Here is a 16,708-nt window from a genome sequence, read left to right as displayed (position 1 = left end):
GATCGGCCCATTATCTGGCGCTGCCTCGCTTCCAAGACCATGCCCACCACGCTGAACTTTCCCCCGGGCCGCACGCACGACGTGGCCTGCCTCGGCCGCCTGGCCGTGGATCTCTACGCGCAGCAGATCGGCTGCAGCCTGGAGGACGCGACGAGCTTCTCCAAATACCTGGGCGGCTCGTCGGCCAATATCGCCTTCGGCACCGCGCGCCTGGGCCTGCGCTCGGCCATGGTCTCGCGCGTGGGCGACGAGCAGAACGGCCGCTTCCTGCTGAACACGCTGACGAACGAAGGCTGCGACGTGAGCCAGGTGCAGATCGACCCGCAGCGCCTGACCGGCATGGTGCTGCTGGGCATCAAGGACCAAGACACCTTCCCGCTGCTGTTCGCCCGCGAGAACTGCGCCGACATGGCGCTGGACGCCGCCGCCATCAACGAGGACTTCATCGCCGGCTGCCGCAGCCTGCTCATCACCGGCACCCACCTGAGCACCCCCACGGTGCTGGCCGCCAGCCGCCGCGCGCTGGAGCTGGCGGGCAGGCACGGCGCGGTGCGCGTGCTCGACATCGACTACCGCCCCGTGCTCTGGGGCCTGACGGGCAAGGGCGACGGCGAGACGCGCTACGTGGGCAGCGATGCGGTCAGCCGCCACCTGCAGGCGCAACTGCCGCTCTTCGAGCTGATCATCGGCACCGAGGAGGAATGGCTGATCGCGGGCGGCGAGGGCGAGCTGATGGCCGCGCTGCGCCGCGCGCGGCAGCACACGCAGGCGGTGTTCGTCGTCAAGCGCGGCGCGCTGGGCTGCAGCATCATCGAAGGCGAGGTGCCCGCGCGCATCGACGACGCGCTCACCGTGCTGGGCGAGCGCATCGAGGTGCTCAACGTGCTCGGCGCGGGCGATGCCTTCGCCTCCGGCCTGCTCTCTGGTCTGCTGACCGGCAAGGGCTGGGAGGAATCGGCGCGCATCGCCAACGCCTGCGGCGCCATCGTCGTCTCGCGCCACGGCTGCGCGCCCGCCATGCCCACGCAGGCCGAACTGGCGCACTGGTTCACCAGCGAGCGCCACGTGCGTCCGGACCAGGACGCCGACCTGGCCCACCTGCACCGCGTGAGCGTGCCGCGCCGCCAGTGGCCCGAGCTGTACGTGCTGGCCTACGACCACCGCTCGCAGTTCGAGGACATGGCGCGCGAGGCGGGCGCCGACGCGGCGCGCATCCCCGCGCTCAAGAAGCTCATCAACGGCGTGGTGGCCGACCTTGAAAGCTCCGACGCCAGCGTGCGCGGCAAGCTCGGCGTGCTCATCGACGGCCGCCTGGGCGAGGCCGCGCTGCACGACGCTACGGGGCGCGGCTGGTGGCTGGGCCGGCCCGTCGAGCGGCCGGGCTCGCGCCCGCTGCGCTTCGACGGCACGCATTCGCTGGCCTCGCAGCTCGCGCACAGGCCGCGCGAACAGGTCGTGAAATGCCTGGTCTTCTATCACCCCGACGACCCCGAGGCGCTGCGCGCCGAGCAGGAGGAATGGCTGCAGCAGGTGTGGGAGGCTACGCGCGCGAGCGGGCATGAGCTGCTGCTGGAAGTGATTCCGCCGCGCGAGATGGCCGGCGACCCCGGCGAAGCCACGGTGCGCGCGATCCGCCGCTTCTACGGCCTCGGTTTCCGCCCCGAGTGGTGGAAGGTGGGCGTGATGGCCGCGCAGCACTGGCAGGCGCTCGACGCACTGGTGGCCGAGCGCGACCCATACTGCCGCGGCGCGGTGATCCTGGGCCTGTCGCAGCCGCTCGACCAGCTCGTGGCGGGCTTCGCCGCGGCACGCGGCAGCCGCATCGTGCGCGGTTTCATGATCGGCCGCAGCGTCTGGGCCGATGCCAGCCGCGAATGGCTCGCAGGGCGCATCGGCGACGCCGAATTCCAGGCCCGCGTGGCAGCGAACTTCGGCCAGCTCATCGAAGGCTGGCGCGCCGCCCGGCAGACACAACCGCAGAAGGAGACCGCATGACGATCAGCCCGCTCCTGGTCAAGGCCGCGCGCACCGGGCGCGTGGTGGCCGACATCACGCCCGCATCCGCCGGCTGGTGCCACGTGGGCTTCCGCGCGCTGCGCCTGGAGGCAGGGGAGGAAGAAGCGTTCGACCTGCCCGCGAACCGCGAGCTGTGCATCACCATCCTCACCGGCCAGGCCGACGTGCAGGTGGACGGCGCCCTGTACACCGCCCTGGGCGGCCGCGCCTCGGTGTTCGACGACGCCGCGCCCGCCGCCGTCTACGTGCCACCGGGGCGGCGCGTGCGCATCGCGGCGCGCGGCGCGGCCGAGGTAGCCCTCTCCACCGCGCCCGCCGAAGGCCGACTGCCCCCGCGCGTGATCGAACCTGGCCAGATGAAGCGCAGCGTGCGCGGGCAGGGCAGCAACACGCGCTACGTGTGCGACATCCTGCCCGAGGGCGAACCGGCCGAGGGCCTGCTTGTGGTCGAGGTGGTCACGCCCGCGGGCCACTCGTCGAGCTACCCGCCGCACAAGCACGACACGGCGCGCGAGGGCGAGACGTCGCTGGAGGAAACCTACTACCACATGCTGCGGCCCGAGCAGGGCTTCGCCTTCCAGCGCGTCTACACCGACGACCGCAGCCTGGACGAATCCATGGCCGTGGAGCACCGCGACACCGTGCTGGTGCCGCGCGGCTACCACCCCTGCGTGGTGCCGCACGCCTACGACCTGTACTACCTCAACACCATGGCCGGCCCGCAGCGCCGCTGGGCGTTCTGGAACGACCCGCAGCACGCCTGGATGCTCGAAGCGCGCTGACCTCATTGCTACTTTATTCATAGCTGCCAGCGCTTGTCCATCAAGCGCTGGAGGCCAAAAACATCCCAAATCCACCTGAAGGAGACACAAAGCCATGAAACGCAAGACCTTTTGCCTGATCGCCGCCGCGCTGCTGGCCGGCAGCATGGGCGCGCACGCCCAGAGCCCTTACCCCAGCCAGCCCGTGAAGTGGATCGTGCCCTACGCGCCCGGTGGCACCACCGACGTGATCGCGCGCAACCTCGCCACCCGCATGGGGCAGGACATGGGCCAGCCCGTGATCGTGGACAACAAGCCCGGCGCGGCCAGCATCATCGGCGCCACCTTCATCGCCCGCTCGCAGCCCGACGGCTACACCGTGGGCACGGCCGACTCGGGCACGTTGGCGTTCAACCCGGCGATGTACGCCACGCTGACCTACGACGCGGCCAAGGACTTCACCTACATCGGCGGCCTGGGCAAGATGCCGCTGGTGCTGGCCGTGGCGCCGAACTTCCCGGCGAAAAACATGCAGGAGCTGCTGGCGCTGGTGAAGAAGTCGCCGGGCAGCATCTCCAGCGCGTCGTCGGGCCCCGGCTCGCCGCTGCACGTGGCGCTGGAGCTGTTCAAGCAGCGCACGGGCACCGACATGATGCACGTGCCCTACAAGGGCTCGGCCCCCGCGCTGCAGGATCTGATGGCGGGCCAGGTGCAGACCATGTTCGTCGACCTGCCGCCGAGCCTGTCGATGATCAAGGGCGGCAAGATCCGCGTGCTGGCCGTCGCCACGCCGCAGCGCCTGTCCATCCTGCCCGACGTGCCGACGATGGCCGAGGCCGGCGTGCCTGGCTTCGAGGCCTATGCGTGGCAGGGCTTCGTCGGCCCGGCCAAGCTGCCCGAGGCGGTGGTGGGCAAGCTCAACGCGCGCCTGGTGGCCGCGCTCAAGCACCCGGAAATGCGCGCCAGGCTGGAGGAGCTGGGCATCCAGCCGATGCCCATGACGCCCGCCGAGTTCACCGATTTCGTGCGGTCGGAGCAGAAGCTCTGGAGCGGCGTGATCAAGGCCGCGAACATCCGCCTGGACTGATCCGGCGCACCGGCCCGGGCGGGGAGGGCGGCCTACAATGACCGGCTCCTTCCCACTCCCACCACAGGCAGGCCCGTGCAGCTCTCCCCCTCGATCTTCAAAGCCTACGACATCCGCGGCATCGTCCCGAGCACCCTGAACGAATCCGTGGCCCTGGGGCTCGGGCGCGCGTTCGGCACGGCCGCGCGGGCCGAAGGGCAGACCGTGGTGGCCGTGGGCCGCGACGGGCGCCTGTCGGGCCCGGGCCTCGCGGCCGCGCTGATCCAGGGGCTGGTGGACAGCGGCGTCGAGGTCATCGACATCGGCATGTGCACCACGCCCATGCTGTACTTCGCGGCGGCCACGCTGTGCCAGAGCGGCATCCAGATCACGGGCAGCCACAACCCCAAGGACTACAACGGCTTCAAGATGGTGCTGGGCGGCCGCGCCATCTACGGCGAGGAGATCCAGCGGCTGCGCCGCACGATGGAGGAGGAGTCCTGGCAGCTCGCGCCCGCGGGCAGCGTGCGCCAGGCCGACGTGCTGTCTTCCTACGTGCAGCGCATCGTGGGCGATGTGAAGCTCGCGCGGCCCATGAAGATCGTGGTGGACTGCGGCAACGGCGTGGCGGGCGCTTCGGCGCCGGGCATCTTCCGGGCGCTGGGCTGCGAGGTGATCGAGCTCTTTTCCGAGGTGGACGGCAACTTCCCCAACCACCACCCCGACCCCAGCAAGCCCGAGAACCTGCGCGACCTGATCGCCAAGCTGCGGAGCACCGACGCCGAACTGGGCCTGGCCTTCGACGGCGACGGCGACCGCTTAGGGATCGTCACCAAGGACGGCCAGAACATCTTCCCCGACCGCCAGATGATGCTGTTCGCGCAGGACGTGCTCTCGCGCGTGCCGGGCGGCACCATCCTGTTCGACGTGAAGTGCACGCAGCGCCTCGCGCCCGCCATCCAGCAGGCGGGCGGCCAGCCCCTCATGTACAAGACGGGCCACTCGCTCATCAAGGCGCGCATGAAGGAGGTGAACTCACCCCTGGGCGGCGAGATGAGCGGCCACATCTTCTTCAAGGAGCGCTGGTACGGCTTCGACGACGGCACCTACGCGGGCTGCCGCCTGCTGGAGATCCTGAGCCGCGGCAGCGACCCCAGCAGCGTGCTCAACGCGCTGCCCACGAGCCATTCCACACCCGAACTCAACGTGCAGTGCGCCGAGGGCGAGCCGCACCAGCTCACGGCCGAGCTGCAGGCGCTGGCGGGCGAGGCCTTCGCCGCGCCCGCGCAGGTCAGCACCATCGACGGGCTGCGCGTGGACTGGCCCGACGGCTTCGGCCTGATCCGCGCGAGCAACACCACGCCCGTGCTGGTGCTGCGCTTCGAGGGCCACACCGACGCGGCGCTGCACCGCATCGAGGCCGCCATGCTCGCGCTGCTGGAGCGCGTGAAGCCCGGCGCCCAGGTGGGCAGCGCCGCGCATTGACGGCGGCGCCATGCAGCGCATCGCCCTGTGGCTCTACGGCCTGGTCACCTGGCTGGCCACGCCGCTGCTGCTGCGCAAGCTGCGCCGCCGTGCACGCACCGAATCCGGCTACGGCGTCGCGGTGGGCGAGCGCCTGGGGCGCTATCCGCGCTCCATGGACAGCGTGGTGCCGCTGGCCAGCCGCGACCCGGCCGAGCGCTTCGTCTGGATCCATGCCGTCTCGTTGGGCGAGACGCGCGCCGCGGCCATCCTGCTGAAGGAGCTGCGCGCGCTGCTGCCCGGCATGCGCCTGCTGCTCACGCACGGCACGGCCACGGGCCGCGCCGAGGGCGCCAAGCTGCTGCTGCCCGGCGACGTGCAGGTCTGGCAGCCATGGGACACGCCCCGCGCGGTGCGGCGCTTCCTGCGGCTGCTGCGCCCGTCCATCGGCATCCTCATGGAAACCGAGGTCTGGCCCAACCTCGCGGCGGGCTGCCGCGCGCAGGGCGTGCCGCTGGTGCTGGCCAATGCGCGGCTCAACGAGAAGTCGCGTGCTGGGGCGCTGCGGCTGTCGTGGCTTTCGCGCCCGGCCTATGCGGGCCTGGCGGCCGTCTGGGCCCAGACCGAGGGCGACGCCCAGCGGCTGCGCGACGTGGGCGCGCGGGTGGACGGCGTGTTCGGCAACCTGAAGTTCGACGTGGTGCCGGACGCCACGCAGCGCGCGCAGGGCCGCGCCTGGCGCGACGCCGACCCCCGCCCCGTGGTGCTGCTGGCCAGCAGCCGCGAGGGCGAGGAGGCGATGTGGCTGGAGGCCTTGAAGCAAAAATGGCCTCCAGCGCTTGCCGGGCAAGCGCAAGCAGCTATTGAATCAGGAGCGGGCATGCCCGTGCAGTGGCTGGTCGTGCCGCGCCACCCGCAGCGCTTCGACGAGGTGCAGCGCCTGTGCGAAGACGCGGGCCTGCGCGTGTCGCGGCGCAGCCAGTGGGTGGGCGCGCCGGGCGAGGCCGATGTGTGGCTGGGCGACTCGCTGGGCGAAATGGCCCTCTACTATGGCTTGGCCCACGTGGCGGTCCTGGGCGGCAGCTTCGCGCCGCTGGGCGGGCAGAACCTCATCGAGGCCGCGGCCTGCGGCTGCCCCGTGGTCATGGGGCCGCACACCTTCAATTTCGCCGAGGCCGCGCGCCTGGCCGAGGAGGCCGGCGCGGCCCAGCGCGTGGCGGACATGGCCGGGGCGGTGGCTGCCGCCTGCGCCCTGGCGCAGGACCCGCAGCAACGCGCGCGCCTGGCCGCGCTCTGCGAGACTTTCACCGAGAGCCACCGCGGCGCGGCCCTGTCCACCGCCATGGCCGTGGCCGGCCTGCTGCGCTCGGCCGACTGACGCAGCGCAAGGCCGCCGCGCGGCACATCGCCAAACCCCGGGCGATGGCAGAGAATCCGCACATCATGATGGACAAACACTACCTGACGCCCCTGTTCGCGCCCACCTCGATCATCGTGCTGGCTGGACGCGCGGACGCGCCCGAGACGCTCACGCCGCAGGCCCGCGCGCTGCACCAGGCGCTGCGCGCGCAGCGCTACACGGGCACGCTCACCTTCATGGACATCCAGACCAGCGGCACGCTGGCCGACTTGGCGCAGACCCGCGCGGACCTGGCGCTGATCGCCTTGCCCGCGCAGGACGTGGCCGCTGCGCTCGAGGTGGCCGGGCGCATCAACTGCCGCACGGCCGTGGTGCTCTCCAGCGGCATCGGCGCGGCGCAGGCCGAGCAGTGGCGCAAGATCGCGCGGCGCGAGGGCATGCACCTGCTGGGCCCCAACTCGCTGGGCATCCAGCGCCCTGCGCTGCAGCTCAACGCCAGCGCCGCCGGGCCGCTGGCGCGCGAGGGGTCGCTGGCGCTGGTGTGCCAGTCGGGCGCGCTCACCGCCTCCATCCTCGACTGGGCCAGCAACAACGCCGTGGGCTTCTCCAGCGTGGTCTCGCTCGGGCCGCACACCGACCTGGGGCTGAGCGAGGCGCTGGACTTCCTGGCCAACGACCCGCGCACGCAGAGCATCGTGGTCTACATGGAGGGCATCCAGAACGCGCGCCGCTTCATGAGCGCACTGCGCTCGGCTGCGTTCGCCAAGCCGGTGGTGGTGCTCAAGGCCGGCCGCAAGCCGGCGGGCAACGAGGCGGCGCAGACGCACAGCAGCGCCATCGTGGGCAGCGACGACGTGTTCGACGCCGCCCTGCGCCGCGCCGGCGCGGTGCGCGTGCGCTCGTTCGTGGAGCTGTTCTCCGCCGCCAAGTGCCTGGCCTCGCGCTACCGCCCCGTGGGCAAGCGCCTGGGCCTGGTGACCAACGGCGGCGGCCCCGGCGTGCTCGCGGCCGACTGGGTGAACGAGATCGGTCTGGAGCTCGGGCGGCTGTCGCCCGAAGCGGCGCAGGCTCTGGCGCCGCAGCTGCCCGCGCTGGCTTCGCTCACGGACCTGATGGACCTGTCGGAGGAGGCCGGCCCCGAGCACTACCGCCAGGCGCTGGAGGCCGCGTTCCGCGACCGGCAGATCGACGGGGTGCTGGCCCTGTTCTCGCCCAAGGAGGGCGTGGATGCCTGCGCCGTGGCCGAGGCGCTGGCCCAGGCCAAGCGCCTGGCGACCAAGCCGCTGCTGTCGTGCTGGATGGGCGATGCCTCGGTGGTGCCCGCGCGCGAGATCCTGCGCACCGCGCAGATCCCCAACTTCCGCACGCCCGAGGCGGCGGTGGGTGCGTTCGGCAACATCGCCTCGTTCTACCAGAACCAGCAGCTGCTGCAGCAGACGCCGCCGCCGCTCACCGCCCTGGCCAAGCCCGACATCGAGGGCGCGCGCCTGGTGATCGAGAGCGTGCTGGCCGAGCGCCGCAACGTGCTCACCGAGATGGAATCCAAGACGCTGCTGGCGGCCTTCCACATCCCCGTGACCAAGACGCTGCTGGCACGCAGCGCCCACGAGGCGATGATGATCGGCACGCAGCTCGGCTTTCCGGTAGCGCTCAAGATCGATTCGCCCGACGTGGCCCACAAGTCCGACGTGGGCGGCGTGGCGCTCAACGTGCAGGGCGGCGCCGCGGCGCGCGACACGTATACCGACATGGTGCAGCGCGTGGCGCGCCTGCAGCCGGATGCGCGCATCAACGGCGTGACGGTGCAGAAGATGGCGCGCGCGCGCGCGGGCGCGAAATCTGCATCGGCCTGGTGACGGACGAGCCCTTCGGCCCCGTCATCACCTTCGGCGCCGGCGGCACCATGATCGAGCTCATCAACGACCGCGCCATGGAGCTGCCGCCGCTCAACCAGTTCCTGGCGCGCCGCCTGATCGACCGCTCGCGCGTGGCCGAGACCCTGGGCGAATGGCGCGGCGCCGGCGCCGCGCACCGCGAGGCGCTGGAGCAGGTGCTGCTGCGCGTGTCCGAAATGGTCTGCGCGCTGCCGCAGCTGCGCGAGATGGACATCAACCCCATCATCGTCGACGAGCTGAGCGCCGTGGCCGTGGATGCGCGCATCGTCATCAGCGACACCGCGCCGGGGGCCAGCGGCGGGCGGGGCGACGGACCCGGCGGCCTGGGGCTGGCGCACTACGGGCACCTGGCCATCCTGCCGTACCCCGCGCGCTACGAGCAGATCTGGCCGCTACGCGGCGGCGGCGAATACCTGGTGCGCCCCATCCGCCCCGACGACGCGCAGATGGTGCAGCGCCTGGTCAAGGAGCTCTCGCCCGAGAGCCGGTACTTCCGCTTCGTCTCGCAGCTCGCGGAGCTGCCGCCTTCGATGCTGGCGCGCTTCACCCTCATCGACTACGACCGCGAGATGGCCCTGGTGGCCGTGCACCGCGAGCGCGTGGTTCATGACGATGGCGAGGTCAGCCACAAGGAGCGCATCGTCGGCGTCTCGCGCTACGTGACCAACCCCGACCATGCGAGCTGCGAATTCGCACTGCTCGTGGCCGACGACTTCGCCGGCCGCGGCTTGGGCTCGCGCCTCATGCTCAGCATCATGGACGTGGCACGCGAGCGCGGCCTGGCCGAGATCCAGGGCCTGGTGCTGGCCAACAACCCCAACATGCTCAAGCTGATGCGGCGGCTGGGCTTCGAGGTGCGCGCGTTCGAGGAAGACCCGGAGTTCCGGCTGGTGGTGCACCAGCTCTGAGCGCTAGGTATTCCGGGCGGCCTGCCCCAGCAGCAGTGCCGGGCGGGCATGGCGCCTGCCGTTCAGCAGCGCGCCCACGGCGGTGTAGCGCACCAGCAGGTGGTAGCTGGCCAGGCTGAGAAGCGAAGTGGCTGCGATGTTGATACCGATCTTCGCCCCGGCGGGCCATTCCAGCCCGAACAGCAGCGCGCCGAAGCCGATGGTCATGGGCATGTGCACCAGGTAGACCCAGTAGGAGCTGTCAGCCAGGTAACCCAGCCAGGCGCTGCGCCGGGGCACGTGCGCCAGGAAGCCGCCGATGAGCGCCAGGCTCCAGCACCAGGCGGTGGCATTGTAGGCCAGGGCCACGCCCAGGCGCAGCGCCTCGGGCAGGCCTTGGGTGCCGCGCGGCCGGGCCTCGAACAGCGCGCCCGTGGCGAAGAACAGCGCCAGGCCTGCCCCGGCGTACCAGGGCCAGCGCCGCACGTAGTGCGCCAGCAGCGCCTCGCGGTGCGCGTACAGGGCCAGCCCGAAGCCGTAGAACAGGCCGTTGTGCAGCCATTCGGTCCAGGGGGGCATGAAGGCGCCGTTGGGCTGCAGCAGTCCGTCGGGGTAGAGCATGCCGGCGCCCGCCAGCGGCAGGGTCAGCAGCGCCAGGCCCCAGGGCGTGCGGCCGAGCCGCGCCATGGCCCGGCCCAGCCAGTGCGGTACGGCGGGCGCGAGGCGCGCCAGCGCGGCGTGGGCCAGGGCCGTGGCCAGGCTGAGCCACAGCAGCATCCACAGGAACCACATGTGCATGGTGGAAAGCCCGGCGGGCGTGCTGGGCGCGGTCTGCATCAGCGCCGGGTCCAGGCCCCAGGTGCCGCGGGCCATGCGGTGCATGAAGGCCAGGGCCAGCACGCTGCAGAGCGCGAAGAGGGGCGGCCAGAACAGCGCGAACGGCAACGCCAGGCGCTGCAGGCGGTTGCGCACCATGGCGCGCGTGCCGCGCCGCTCGATCATCAGGGCCACGAAAAAGCCCGCCAGGATGAAGAACACCGGCATGCGGAAGGCGTGGATGAAGGCCAGCAGCAGGTCGGCCACCGGGGTGGTCCGGTTGTCGCGCCAGGGCAGGGGCGAGGGGCCGGCGAGGTAGATCACCGCCACGTGCAGCACGATGCCCAGCCACATCATGGCGGCGCGCAGGTTGTCCAGGGCATGCAGTCGCTCGGGGCTGCGCGGGGAGGGGGCATGGTCGGCTTTGTCGGCATGGGGACCGACTCTAGGGCCTCACGTTGCGTGAGGGTCAAGCGCTATTTGCGGTGGCTGTGGCAGGGCGGCGGCATGGCCGATGAAGGCTCGCACCGCAGGGCTCAACAAGGCGCTGGACTGCAGCAGGGGCTCGGTGGTCCATGCGTGCAGCAGCTTGGCGCGCAGGGCCGGGCGGTTGCCGCAGAGCCGGTCCATGAGGCGGCTCCAGTGCGCCACGGCCGCGTGCGTCGCGGGGCTGGCGAGGGCTTCGCCGCGGGCCAGCAGAGCGGCCACTTCGCCCTCCAGGGCTTGCCAGTGCGCCAGCGGCACAAAACCGAACAGCCCCATTTCGGCGCGTGTGAAGTGCCGCTCCAGCGCCTGCATGCGCAGGGCGATGGCCTGCTCCACGAAAACCATCATGGCGCCGCTGGGGGCAGAGTGGATGCTGTGCGTGCTGGGCTCCTGGCGGTACATGCGGCCCCAGCGGTCCAGCAGGTCCATGTCGCCGCCCATCCACTCCAGGATCAGCACCATCCAGCGGTGGGTGAGCTTTTGCACGGCAGGGTCGTCGATGGGCAGGCCTTGGCGCATGGCCGCGTCCACCTGGTCGATCAGCGGGCGCCATTCGCCCTCGATCAGCGGCCAGCGCTCGAAGATGCGCTTGAGCTCGGCCGCGCTGAAGTACTTGCCGTAGGTGGACATGAGGGACAGCGTTTCGAGCCAGTTGCCCATGTCGGGGGCGGAGCCCGCCACCATGCCGTCGCGCATCAGGGCCAGGCGGCCGCGCAGCTCGGTGGCCTGCTGGATCTGCACATCCAGCGCGTGGATCTGCTGGGACAGCACGCGCTGGGGGTCGAGCTGGTCGTCGCCCAGCAGCTCGCCGATATGGGCCAGCGGCAGCCCCATGTGGCGCAGCGCCTGGATTGCGTGCAGGCGCTGCACGTCGGCTTGGCTGTACAGGCGGTAGCCCGATTCCGAGCGCTCCGACGGCGCGAGCAGCCCGATCTCGTCGTAGTGGTGCAGCGTGCGGACCGTGAGGCCCGTGCGCCGCGCCAGTTCGCCGACCTTCAGCCGCATGCGGCGCTCAGCGGCGCACCGAGACCAGTTCCACCTCGAAATGCAGCGTGGCGTTGGGCGGGATCACGTTGCCCGCGCCGCGCGCGCCGTAGGCGATGGCCGGGGGGCAGACCAGCTTGGCCTTGCCGCCCGGCTTCATGCGCTGCACGCCCTCGGTCCAGCAGGGGATGACGCGGTTCAACGGGAACTCAGTGGGCTCGCCGCGCTTATAGGAGCTGTCGAACTCCTTGCCGTCGGGGAAGGTGCCGCGGTAGTGCACCTTCACGGTGTCGGTGGCCTTGGGCGATTCGCCCGTGCCCTCTTGCAGCACCTCGTACACCAAGCCGGAAGGGGTGGTCACGGGTACAGCGGCGGGCGTGTTTTGCGCCCAGGCCGCGGGCGCGAGGAACAAGGCGGAGAGCAAGAAAGCAGGCAAGCGCATGGCGAACATCCGAAAAAAGCAAAGGCTCGATGGTAGGGCCTTTGGGGGAGGCGCTGCCGTGTGATAGGGGCCGTGTGGGATCAAAAATTAACGCTCAAGGTAAGCGGCGCCGTCAGGCGTCCGCTTGACTGCACTGTTAGGCATCGTTTTTGGGGATGAAGCGCGGAAGAATACCGCCGCTTCGAAGCATGTACCTGCGGTACTCCTCGCCAAAGCCTTTGATCATCAGTGCCTCCTCGTTCGGTTTGCGCACTATGTACAGAAGAATCGTAGCGGCGAGTGCTGACCATCCCGCCACCCAGTTGGATAGAAGGAAGCCCTGCGCGATAGCCATTGCAAAGAAGGATGCATACATCGGATGACGAATGACGCGATAAACGCCGCTAGTCACCAACTTGTGCTCGCGGTAAAGATCAAGAGAAACTGACCAATTTCTACCAAGATCAGCGTGTGACTTCCAGAACAGGCAAAGACCAGTCACAAAGACGATCGCTCCAACCCATGTAGCCAAAGGTGGAGACCGATAGCTCGCCCATTCGAGCAAAGACGTAGTCATGAAGATCAGGGGCAGCGCCACTTGCCCGATGACAACCAGGATCACAAGAGCCTTATCGCCCTTACTCGATCTTTTTTCCACTTTCTCTTGAGTAGAAATAGGGCGCTGAAATTTTGCGCGTACAAGCAAATAGCAGGCTAGACCAATTAGGAAAAATAAGTGAGGAAGTGCGATAGACATTGCGGCTCCTGAAAAGTCTTTGACAAATGTCGGCGCGACTTCTGTGCGGCACAATAAGCAGACGACGAAATGAAATTTGAAGGCGCGAACCGCTTCCAACTGGCGCCAACGGTAGCTCGATGCCTAACGCCCTGAGTTCAGCCGCCGCCGTAGGCGGTCGGCTGCGACGAAATGTTAGGTGTTTTTTGAAAACCAAATTTCTAAAAATCGCTTTTCGCTTCCTTTGAACCAAAGCCATGCCCCCGTCCACATAGTGCCAGCTATGATGCTAAGAATTATGAAAACTAGCCATTCACTTGTGGTTTTTTCTGTGGTTTTGTCATTCATGAGAAGAACCAATTCTTTGAAAGGTTCTGCCAAACCGGCAGCAAGAAAGAATAAAATGCCAGCGGCAAGCATTGTACTTAAAAAATAACCAAATAGCGGGATTGTTTTTTTCATGTATATATTATCCTAACGCCTGAATTAAGCCGCGCCGCGAAGCGACGCCGGCTTGAATGAATTGTTAGACCTTAACTTGCTGAACTATTTCAGGCCCAAGTGTTAGTGCACCCGGTGATGCTCCACCAAGATAAAGTTTAGCCGCAGTGTCAGCGGCTTTATGTGCAAGCTTCACGAGCTCTGCAACCATCTCCTTGTCTACCTCTTTAATTTCCTCGCTGTGTTCAACGACTACGTGGGGCTGGAAAGCGGGAATGCCATTAACGAGGAGCTGGTATTGATATCCAGTATAGCTTTTGTGGCTGTCCCAAATTACCCCTACGTCCTTTTCGATCTTTACGTAAGGTCGTATCTCCGAATGCCTTTACTTGGGCCTCGTGCTCTAGCTTGGCCACCGCGCGACCGCGCTTTTCAGCCTCAGCCTCGCGCTGGGCGAGTTCATCCCGATGAGCGGCTCGAAGGTTTGTAATTTCAATCAAATGATCTTTCTGGCTCGATGCTACGCCATGCTGGAGCCCCTCTTTGTAATGCTCCTCTCGTGCTCGTTTAGCGAGGTTATGATGTTCTAGTTCGAGGTCGTTCTTAGCCTTCAGATGCGTAGCCTCAAGCCGGTGAAGCTGCTTCTGGTGTTCATTTGCTTCTGCTTCAAGTGCAGCGATTCGCATTGCGGCAGTACGAGACTGTCTAGCGTAAATGAAGCTCAAGACGATTGACGCCAGAACAACCGAACCTATGGCTACCGCCATCAATACCGCGATTGAATCCACAAGATTCCCCTATTGTTGAAATTAAGATCTAACGCCTGAATTAAGCCGCGCCGCGAAGCGGCGTCGGCTCGAATGAATTGTTAGCTGCCTGCTTACAGCTGAGGGCTATCTTGAACTTCACGAGCCAATACAACTGGGTCTCCTGTTTTTACATAACTCATATCTTCATCAAGATCTTCCCAAGTCTGTTCAGTCGTTTTGAGGGTTTCGTACCTTTTTACATATTTGGGCGGCATGAGCATTGAGGAAATTCTTCCCAATCCGGCGAAATCTCCCGCGCCGCCGATATTGACTTCGGTGGATTTGTAGGTTGAGGCGACCGATAGCTTCTCTTGAACAGAAACAATCTTCACTCGAACCTTTGGACGTTGGAGTGAGCCAAGTATTTCATTTGTATCGGGGTCTCGGATATCTTCACCTTTAGGGTCAAGAACATCAAAGAGCATTCCTTCCTTAACGCCGTCAGTGGTCCCAATATTTAGCGCCAATTCTCGTGAATTGAGGATTCGCGCAACCTTCCCGTGAATAGTTTTACTCATTTTCATTAGCTCCGATCGTCAGTTCGCGTTTTGAATTGACGCCGACCTTGTTCAATTCTTCTGGAAGGATGTCTTTCCAGTCTTCAAGTGCGTCATCTGCGGTGGAAAGCTGTTCTATGACAATTCCTTGCAGCATTTGAAGTGAATGTAGGGCTGCTTTGTTGCTAGGCATTTGTTCTTTTTGATTCTCGATGGCTGTGGCAAGCCTCGAAAGACTGTTGTAGAGACTTAGCACCCGTCTGAATGCGGATCGCGCATGAGGCTTGATCATGTCCTCAGCAGCTTTCTTTGCTCCCTCGCGGCCGATGATGAATGAGCCCGTTAAGCCAAGCGCAAGAGAGAATATTTGAAGAAGTGTGTTTTCAAGACTCGTTAGTTGCCTGAAAGTTGAAATGCCGATGAAGATCAACGACATGACAATTGAGGCCGCTACCAACCAGAAGCCTTGGCTTTTTGTTGGATGTTGCACGAAATTCCCCTGTGGCAGCTAACGCCTTGAGTTCAGCCGCCGCCGTAGGCGGTCGGCTGCGACGAATTGTTAGGTGTGACTCTAGCCATGAAAAGGTTCATCGGTGCGAGGGGCTTCAGGTGCTTGTTTGTCTAGCGATTCTCGGTACTTGACGCAGCCACGCATAAAGTGAGGCCACTCTGGCACAGTGATTTTGGGCTCTACCTTCTCGGGAAGAAGTGCCCAGAGAGCCGGATGGTGCCAGCACAGATCATGACCGGTGGTGTCTCTGTGGGCTCGGATCCCCTGACGAAGTTTTATAACCTCTGTCACGAGTTGTTCGCGAGACATTTCTAGCAAATCAGTATCCATCCATGACCTCTTCGTTTATGGCGGACAAAAAATACACCTAACGTTTGAGTTCAGCGGCCGCCGGAGGCGGTCCGCTGCAACGATGGGTTAGGTTTTATATGAGCTTTTCCAGTTTGCTTGAAATTATCCCAAGGACAATCGATCCTATGCAGCCAAATATTAAGCGAAACCAAGCTCTCTGCTTCGTGGATGAGGCCTCTTCGATCAGTTTTTCATCGCCCTTGTTGAGTTTTAAATAGGAGAGCTCCGGATAGGTGTCAATTGCCTCTTCCACGAACTCTGCGGATGCTTTCACCAGAGTTGCGATAATGTAGGATCCGCCGCTGAAAATAACAAAAAAACGTGCGACCGTTGCTGGTGAAGAATTATCACCAAAAACTGCAGGTATCGCTTGTAGCGCAAATATTACGATTACGGCAACTACGGCCAACTGGGCAATCTCCGGGATCCGATGTGAATGGTGACGAAGGGCTTGAAGTGCCTTGGATTTTGGAGTTGCCTTACATCCTGAAATCCACTCGTCAAATGCTTCTAGGAAGCCCCGCGCGACAACGTAGTCTGCATAGTCAACCGTCACTTCGGCAACACTTCCGGCCATGTAACCAAAGAATCTACCGCGCATGAATGGCGGCGCTTCATCTTCGATTTGTTTTACTGCGGCAACCCGAGAAGTGAGCCGAACAGATATCACATACTCCTGTGGGCGCTCCAAGCCAGCAGGAATTATCGAAAAATTGTATCTGAACACGACATTGACAGACGGGCTTGTCGCATTTCCGTTATATGCGCGGAAGCGTTCAAAAGATGTAAATAACTCTTTTCGCTCTTTATCGTGAAACACTGAAATGGTTTCATTTTGGGCGACTACGTGATGCACATCGCACAGCTGGGCAATCTTGTGATGAAGCTGCTCAAGGTCTGAGAAATCAACAAGGATGTTGTCTGTATACCGCTTGCGAATTTGCTCGGTACGTCCCGTGACTTGATGATATATATCTTGATAAACCTTCAGCGAGACTTGCGCTTGGGTATGACCTACCCGCACTGTGCGGCCGTTCCCGGCATCTTCGTGTTCGATGAGTTCGCTCATATCTTTGATATTTTTGAAACCTAACTATAAATAGACGACAACTGCACCACGCGGCGCTGTCGGATAGTACAAGCACATGTTACATCGCCAATAGGAAAAGTACGAAGATGCATCCGTTTAGTCAAACCTAAAATTCTG

At 65.2% G+C, this 16,708-nt stretch carries 14 protein-coding genes and 1 pseudogene; 6 read left to right on the top strand and 9 right to left on the bottom strand.

The features are described from left to right. Nucleotides 1-39 precede the first annotated feature (39 nt). The 6 genes and pseudogenes from iolC (at nucleotide 40) to AAG689_RS10830 (ending at nucleotide 9,470) form a co-directional block, all read left to right on the top strand. Entirely contained in the window at nucleotides 40-1,995 is a 1,956-nt protein-coding gene (gene iolC / locus AAG689_RS10855; RefSeq protein ID WP_406625938.1) for a 5-dehydro-2-deoxygluconokinase, read from the top strand. Further along, a complete protein-coding gene (gene iolB, locus AAG689_RS10850) occupies nucleotides 1,992-2,798 on the top strand; it encodes a 5-deoxy-glucuronate isomerase (protein ID WP_406625937.1) in 807 nt (268 codons plus the stop codon). The genes iolC and iolB overlap by 4 nt, the downstream gene beginning before the upstream one ends. Before the next feature lie 94 nt (nucleotides 2,799-2,892). Next, nucleotides 2,893-3,864: a Bug family tripartite tricarboxylate transporter substrate binding protein gene (locus tag AAG689_RS10845; RefSeq protein ID WP_406625936.1), complete on the top strand. Its 972-nt coding sequence runs from the start codon at nucleotides 2,893-2,895 to the stop codon at nucleotides 3,862-3,864. 75 nt (nucleotides 3,865-3,939) lie between these two features. After that, entirely contained in the window at nucleotides 3,940-5,328 is a 1,389-nt protein-coding gene (locus AAG689_RS10840; protein WP_406625935.1) for a phosphomannomutase/phosphoglucomutase, read from the top strand. A 10-nt stretch (nucleotides 5,329-5,338) separates the two neighbouring features. Beyond that, entirely contained in the window at nucleotides 5,339-6,685 is a 1,347-nt protein-coding gene (locus tag AAG689_RS10835; RefSeq protein ID WP_406625934.1) for a 3-deoxy-D-manno-octulosonic acid transferase, read from the top strand. Nucleotides 6,686-6,750: 65 nt separating this feature from the next. Then, nucleotides 6,751-9,470: pseudogene (locus AAG689_RS10830) on the top strand (GNAT family N-acetyltransferase). A gap of 3 nt (nucleotides 9,471-9,473) precedes the next feature. Here the strand turns inward: AAG689_RS10830 and AAG689_RS10825 are convergent. From AAG689_RS10825 to AAG689_RS10785, 9 genes are all read right to left on the bottom strand, one after another. After that, nucleotides 9,474-10,643: an acyltransferase family protein gene (locus AAG689_RS10825; RefSeq protein ID WP_406626327.1), complete on the bottom strand. Its 1,170-nt coding sequence runs from the start codon at nucleotides 10,641-10,643 to the stop codon at nucleotides 9,474-9,476. Between the two features lie 75 nt (nucleotides 10,644-10,718). After that, nucleotides 10,719-11,756 carry a MerR family transcriptional regulator gene (locus tag AAG689_RS10820; protein ID WP_406625933.1) on the bottom strand — a complete coding sequence of 346 codons (1,038 nt, stop codon included), beginning with the start codon at nucleotides 11,754-11,756 and terminating at the stop codon, nucleotides 10,719-10,721. Nucleotides 11,757-11,763: 7 nt separating this feature from the next. Beyond that, entirely contained in the window at nucleotides 11,764-12,177 is a 414-nt protein-coding gene (locus tag AAG689_RS10815) for an FKBP-type peptidyl-prolyl cis-trans isomerase (protein ID WP_406625932.1), read from the bottom strand. 136 nt (nucleotides 12,178-12,313) lie between these two features. Next, entirely contained in the window at nucleotides 12,314-12,913 is a 600-nt protein-coding gene (locus AAG689_RS10810) for a protein-S-isoprenylcysteine O-methyltransferase (protein ID WP_406625931.1), read from the bottom strand. Nucleotides 12,914-13,087: 174 nt separating this feature from the next. Continuing rightward, the gene (locus AAG689_RS10805; RefSeq protein WP_406625930.1) at nucleotides 13,088-13,354 is read right to left on the bottom strand and encodes a hypothetical protein; all 267 of its coding nucleotides are present in this window, start codon (nucleotides 13,352-13,354) and stop codon (nucleotides 13,088-13,090) included. Nucleotides 13,355-13,614: 260 nt separating this feature from the next. Next, nucleotides 13,615-14,121, bottom strand: a complete 507-nt coding sequence (locus AAG689_RS10800; RefSeq protein WP_406625929.1) for a hypothetical protein — start codon at nucleotides 14,119-14,121, stop codon at nucleotides 13,615-13,617. Between the two features lie 92 nt (nucleotides 14,122-14,213). Next, nucleotides 14,214-14,660, bottom strand: a complete 447-nt coding sequence (locus tag AAG689_RS10795) for a hypothetical protein (protein WP_406625928.1) — start codon at nucleotides 14,658-14,660, stop codon at nucleotides 14,214-14,216. Beyond that, nucleotides 14,653-15,129, bottom strand: a complete 477-nt coding sequence (locus tag AAG689_RS10790) for a hypothetical protein (RefSeq protein ID WP_406625927.1) — start codon at nucleotides 15,127-15,129, stop codon at nucleotides 14,653-14,655. Before AAG689_RS10790 ends, AAG689_RS10795 begins: the two co-directional genes overlap by 8 nt. 445 nt (nucleotides 15,130-15,574) lie before the next feature. Next, nucleotides 15,575-16,570 carry a hypothetical protein gene (locus AAG689_RS10785; RefSeq protein ID WP_406625926.1) on the bottom strand — a complete coding sequence of 332 codons (996 nt, stop codon included), beginning with the start codon at nucleotides 16,568-16,570 and terminating at the stop codon, nucleotides 15,575-15,577. Nucleotides 16,571-16,708 lie beyond the last annotated feature (138 nt).

Origin of the sequence: Acidovorax sp. SDU_ACID1, from assembly GCF_045291395.1 — a bacterium.
GTDB lineage: Bacteria > Pseudomonadota > Gammaproteobacteria > Burkholderiales > Burkholderiaceae_C > MR-S7.
Note: the sequence above shows the minus strand (reverse complement) of the source record. Positions and strands in the feature narration are given on the sequence as shown.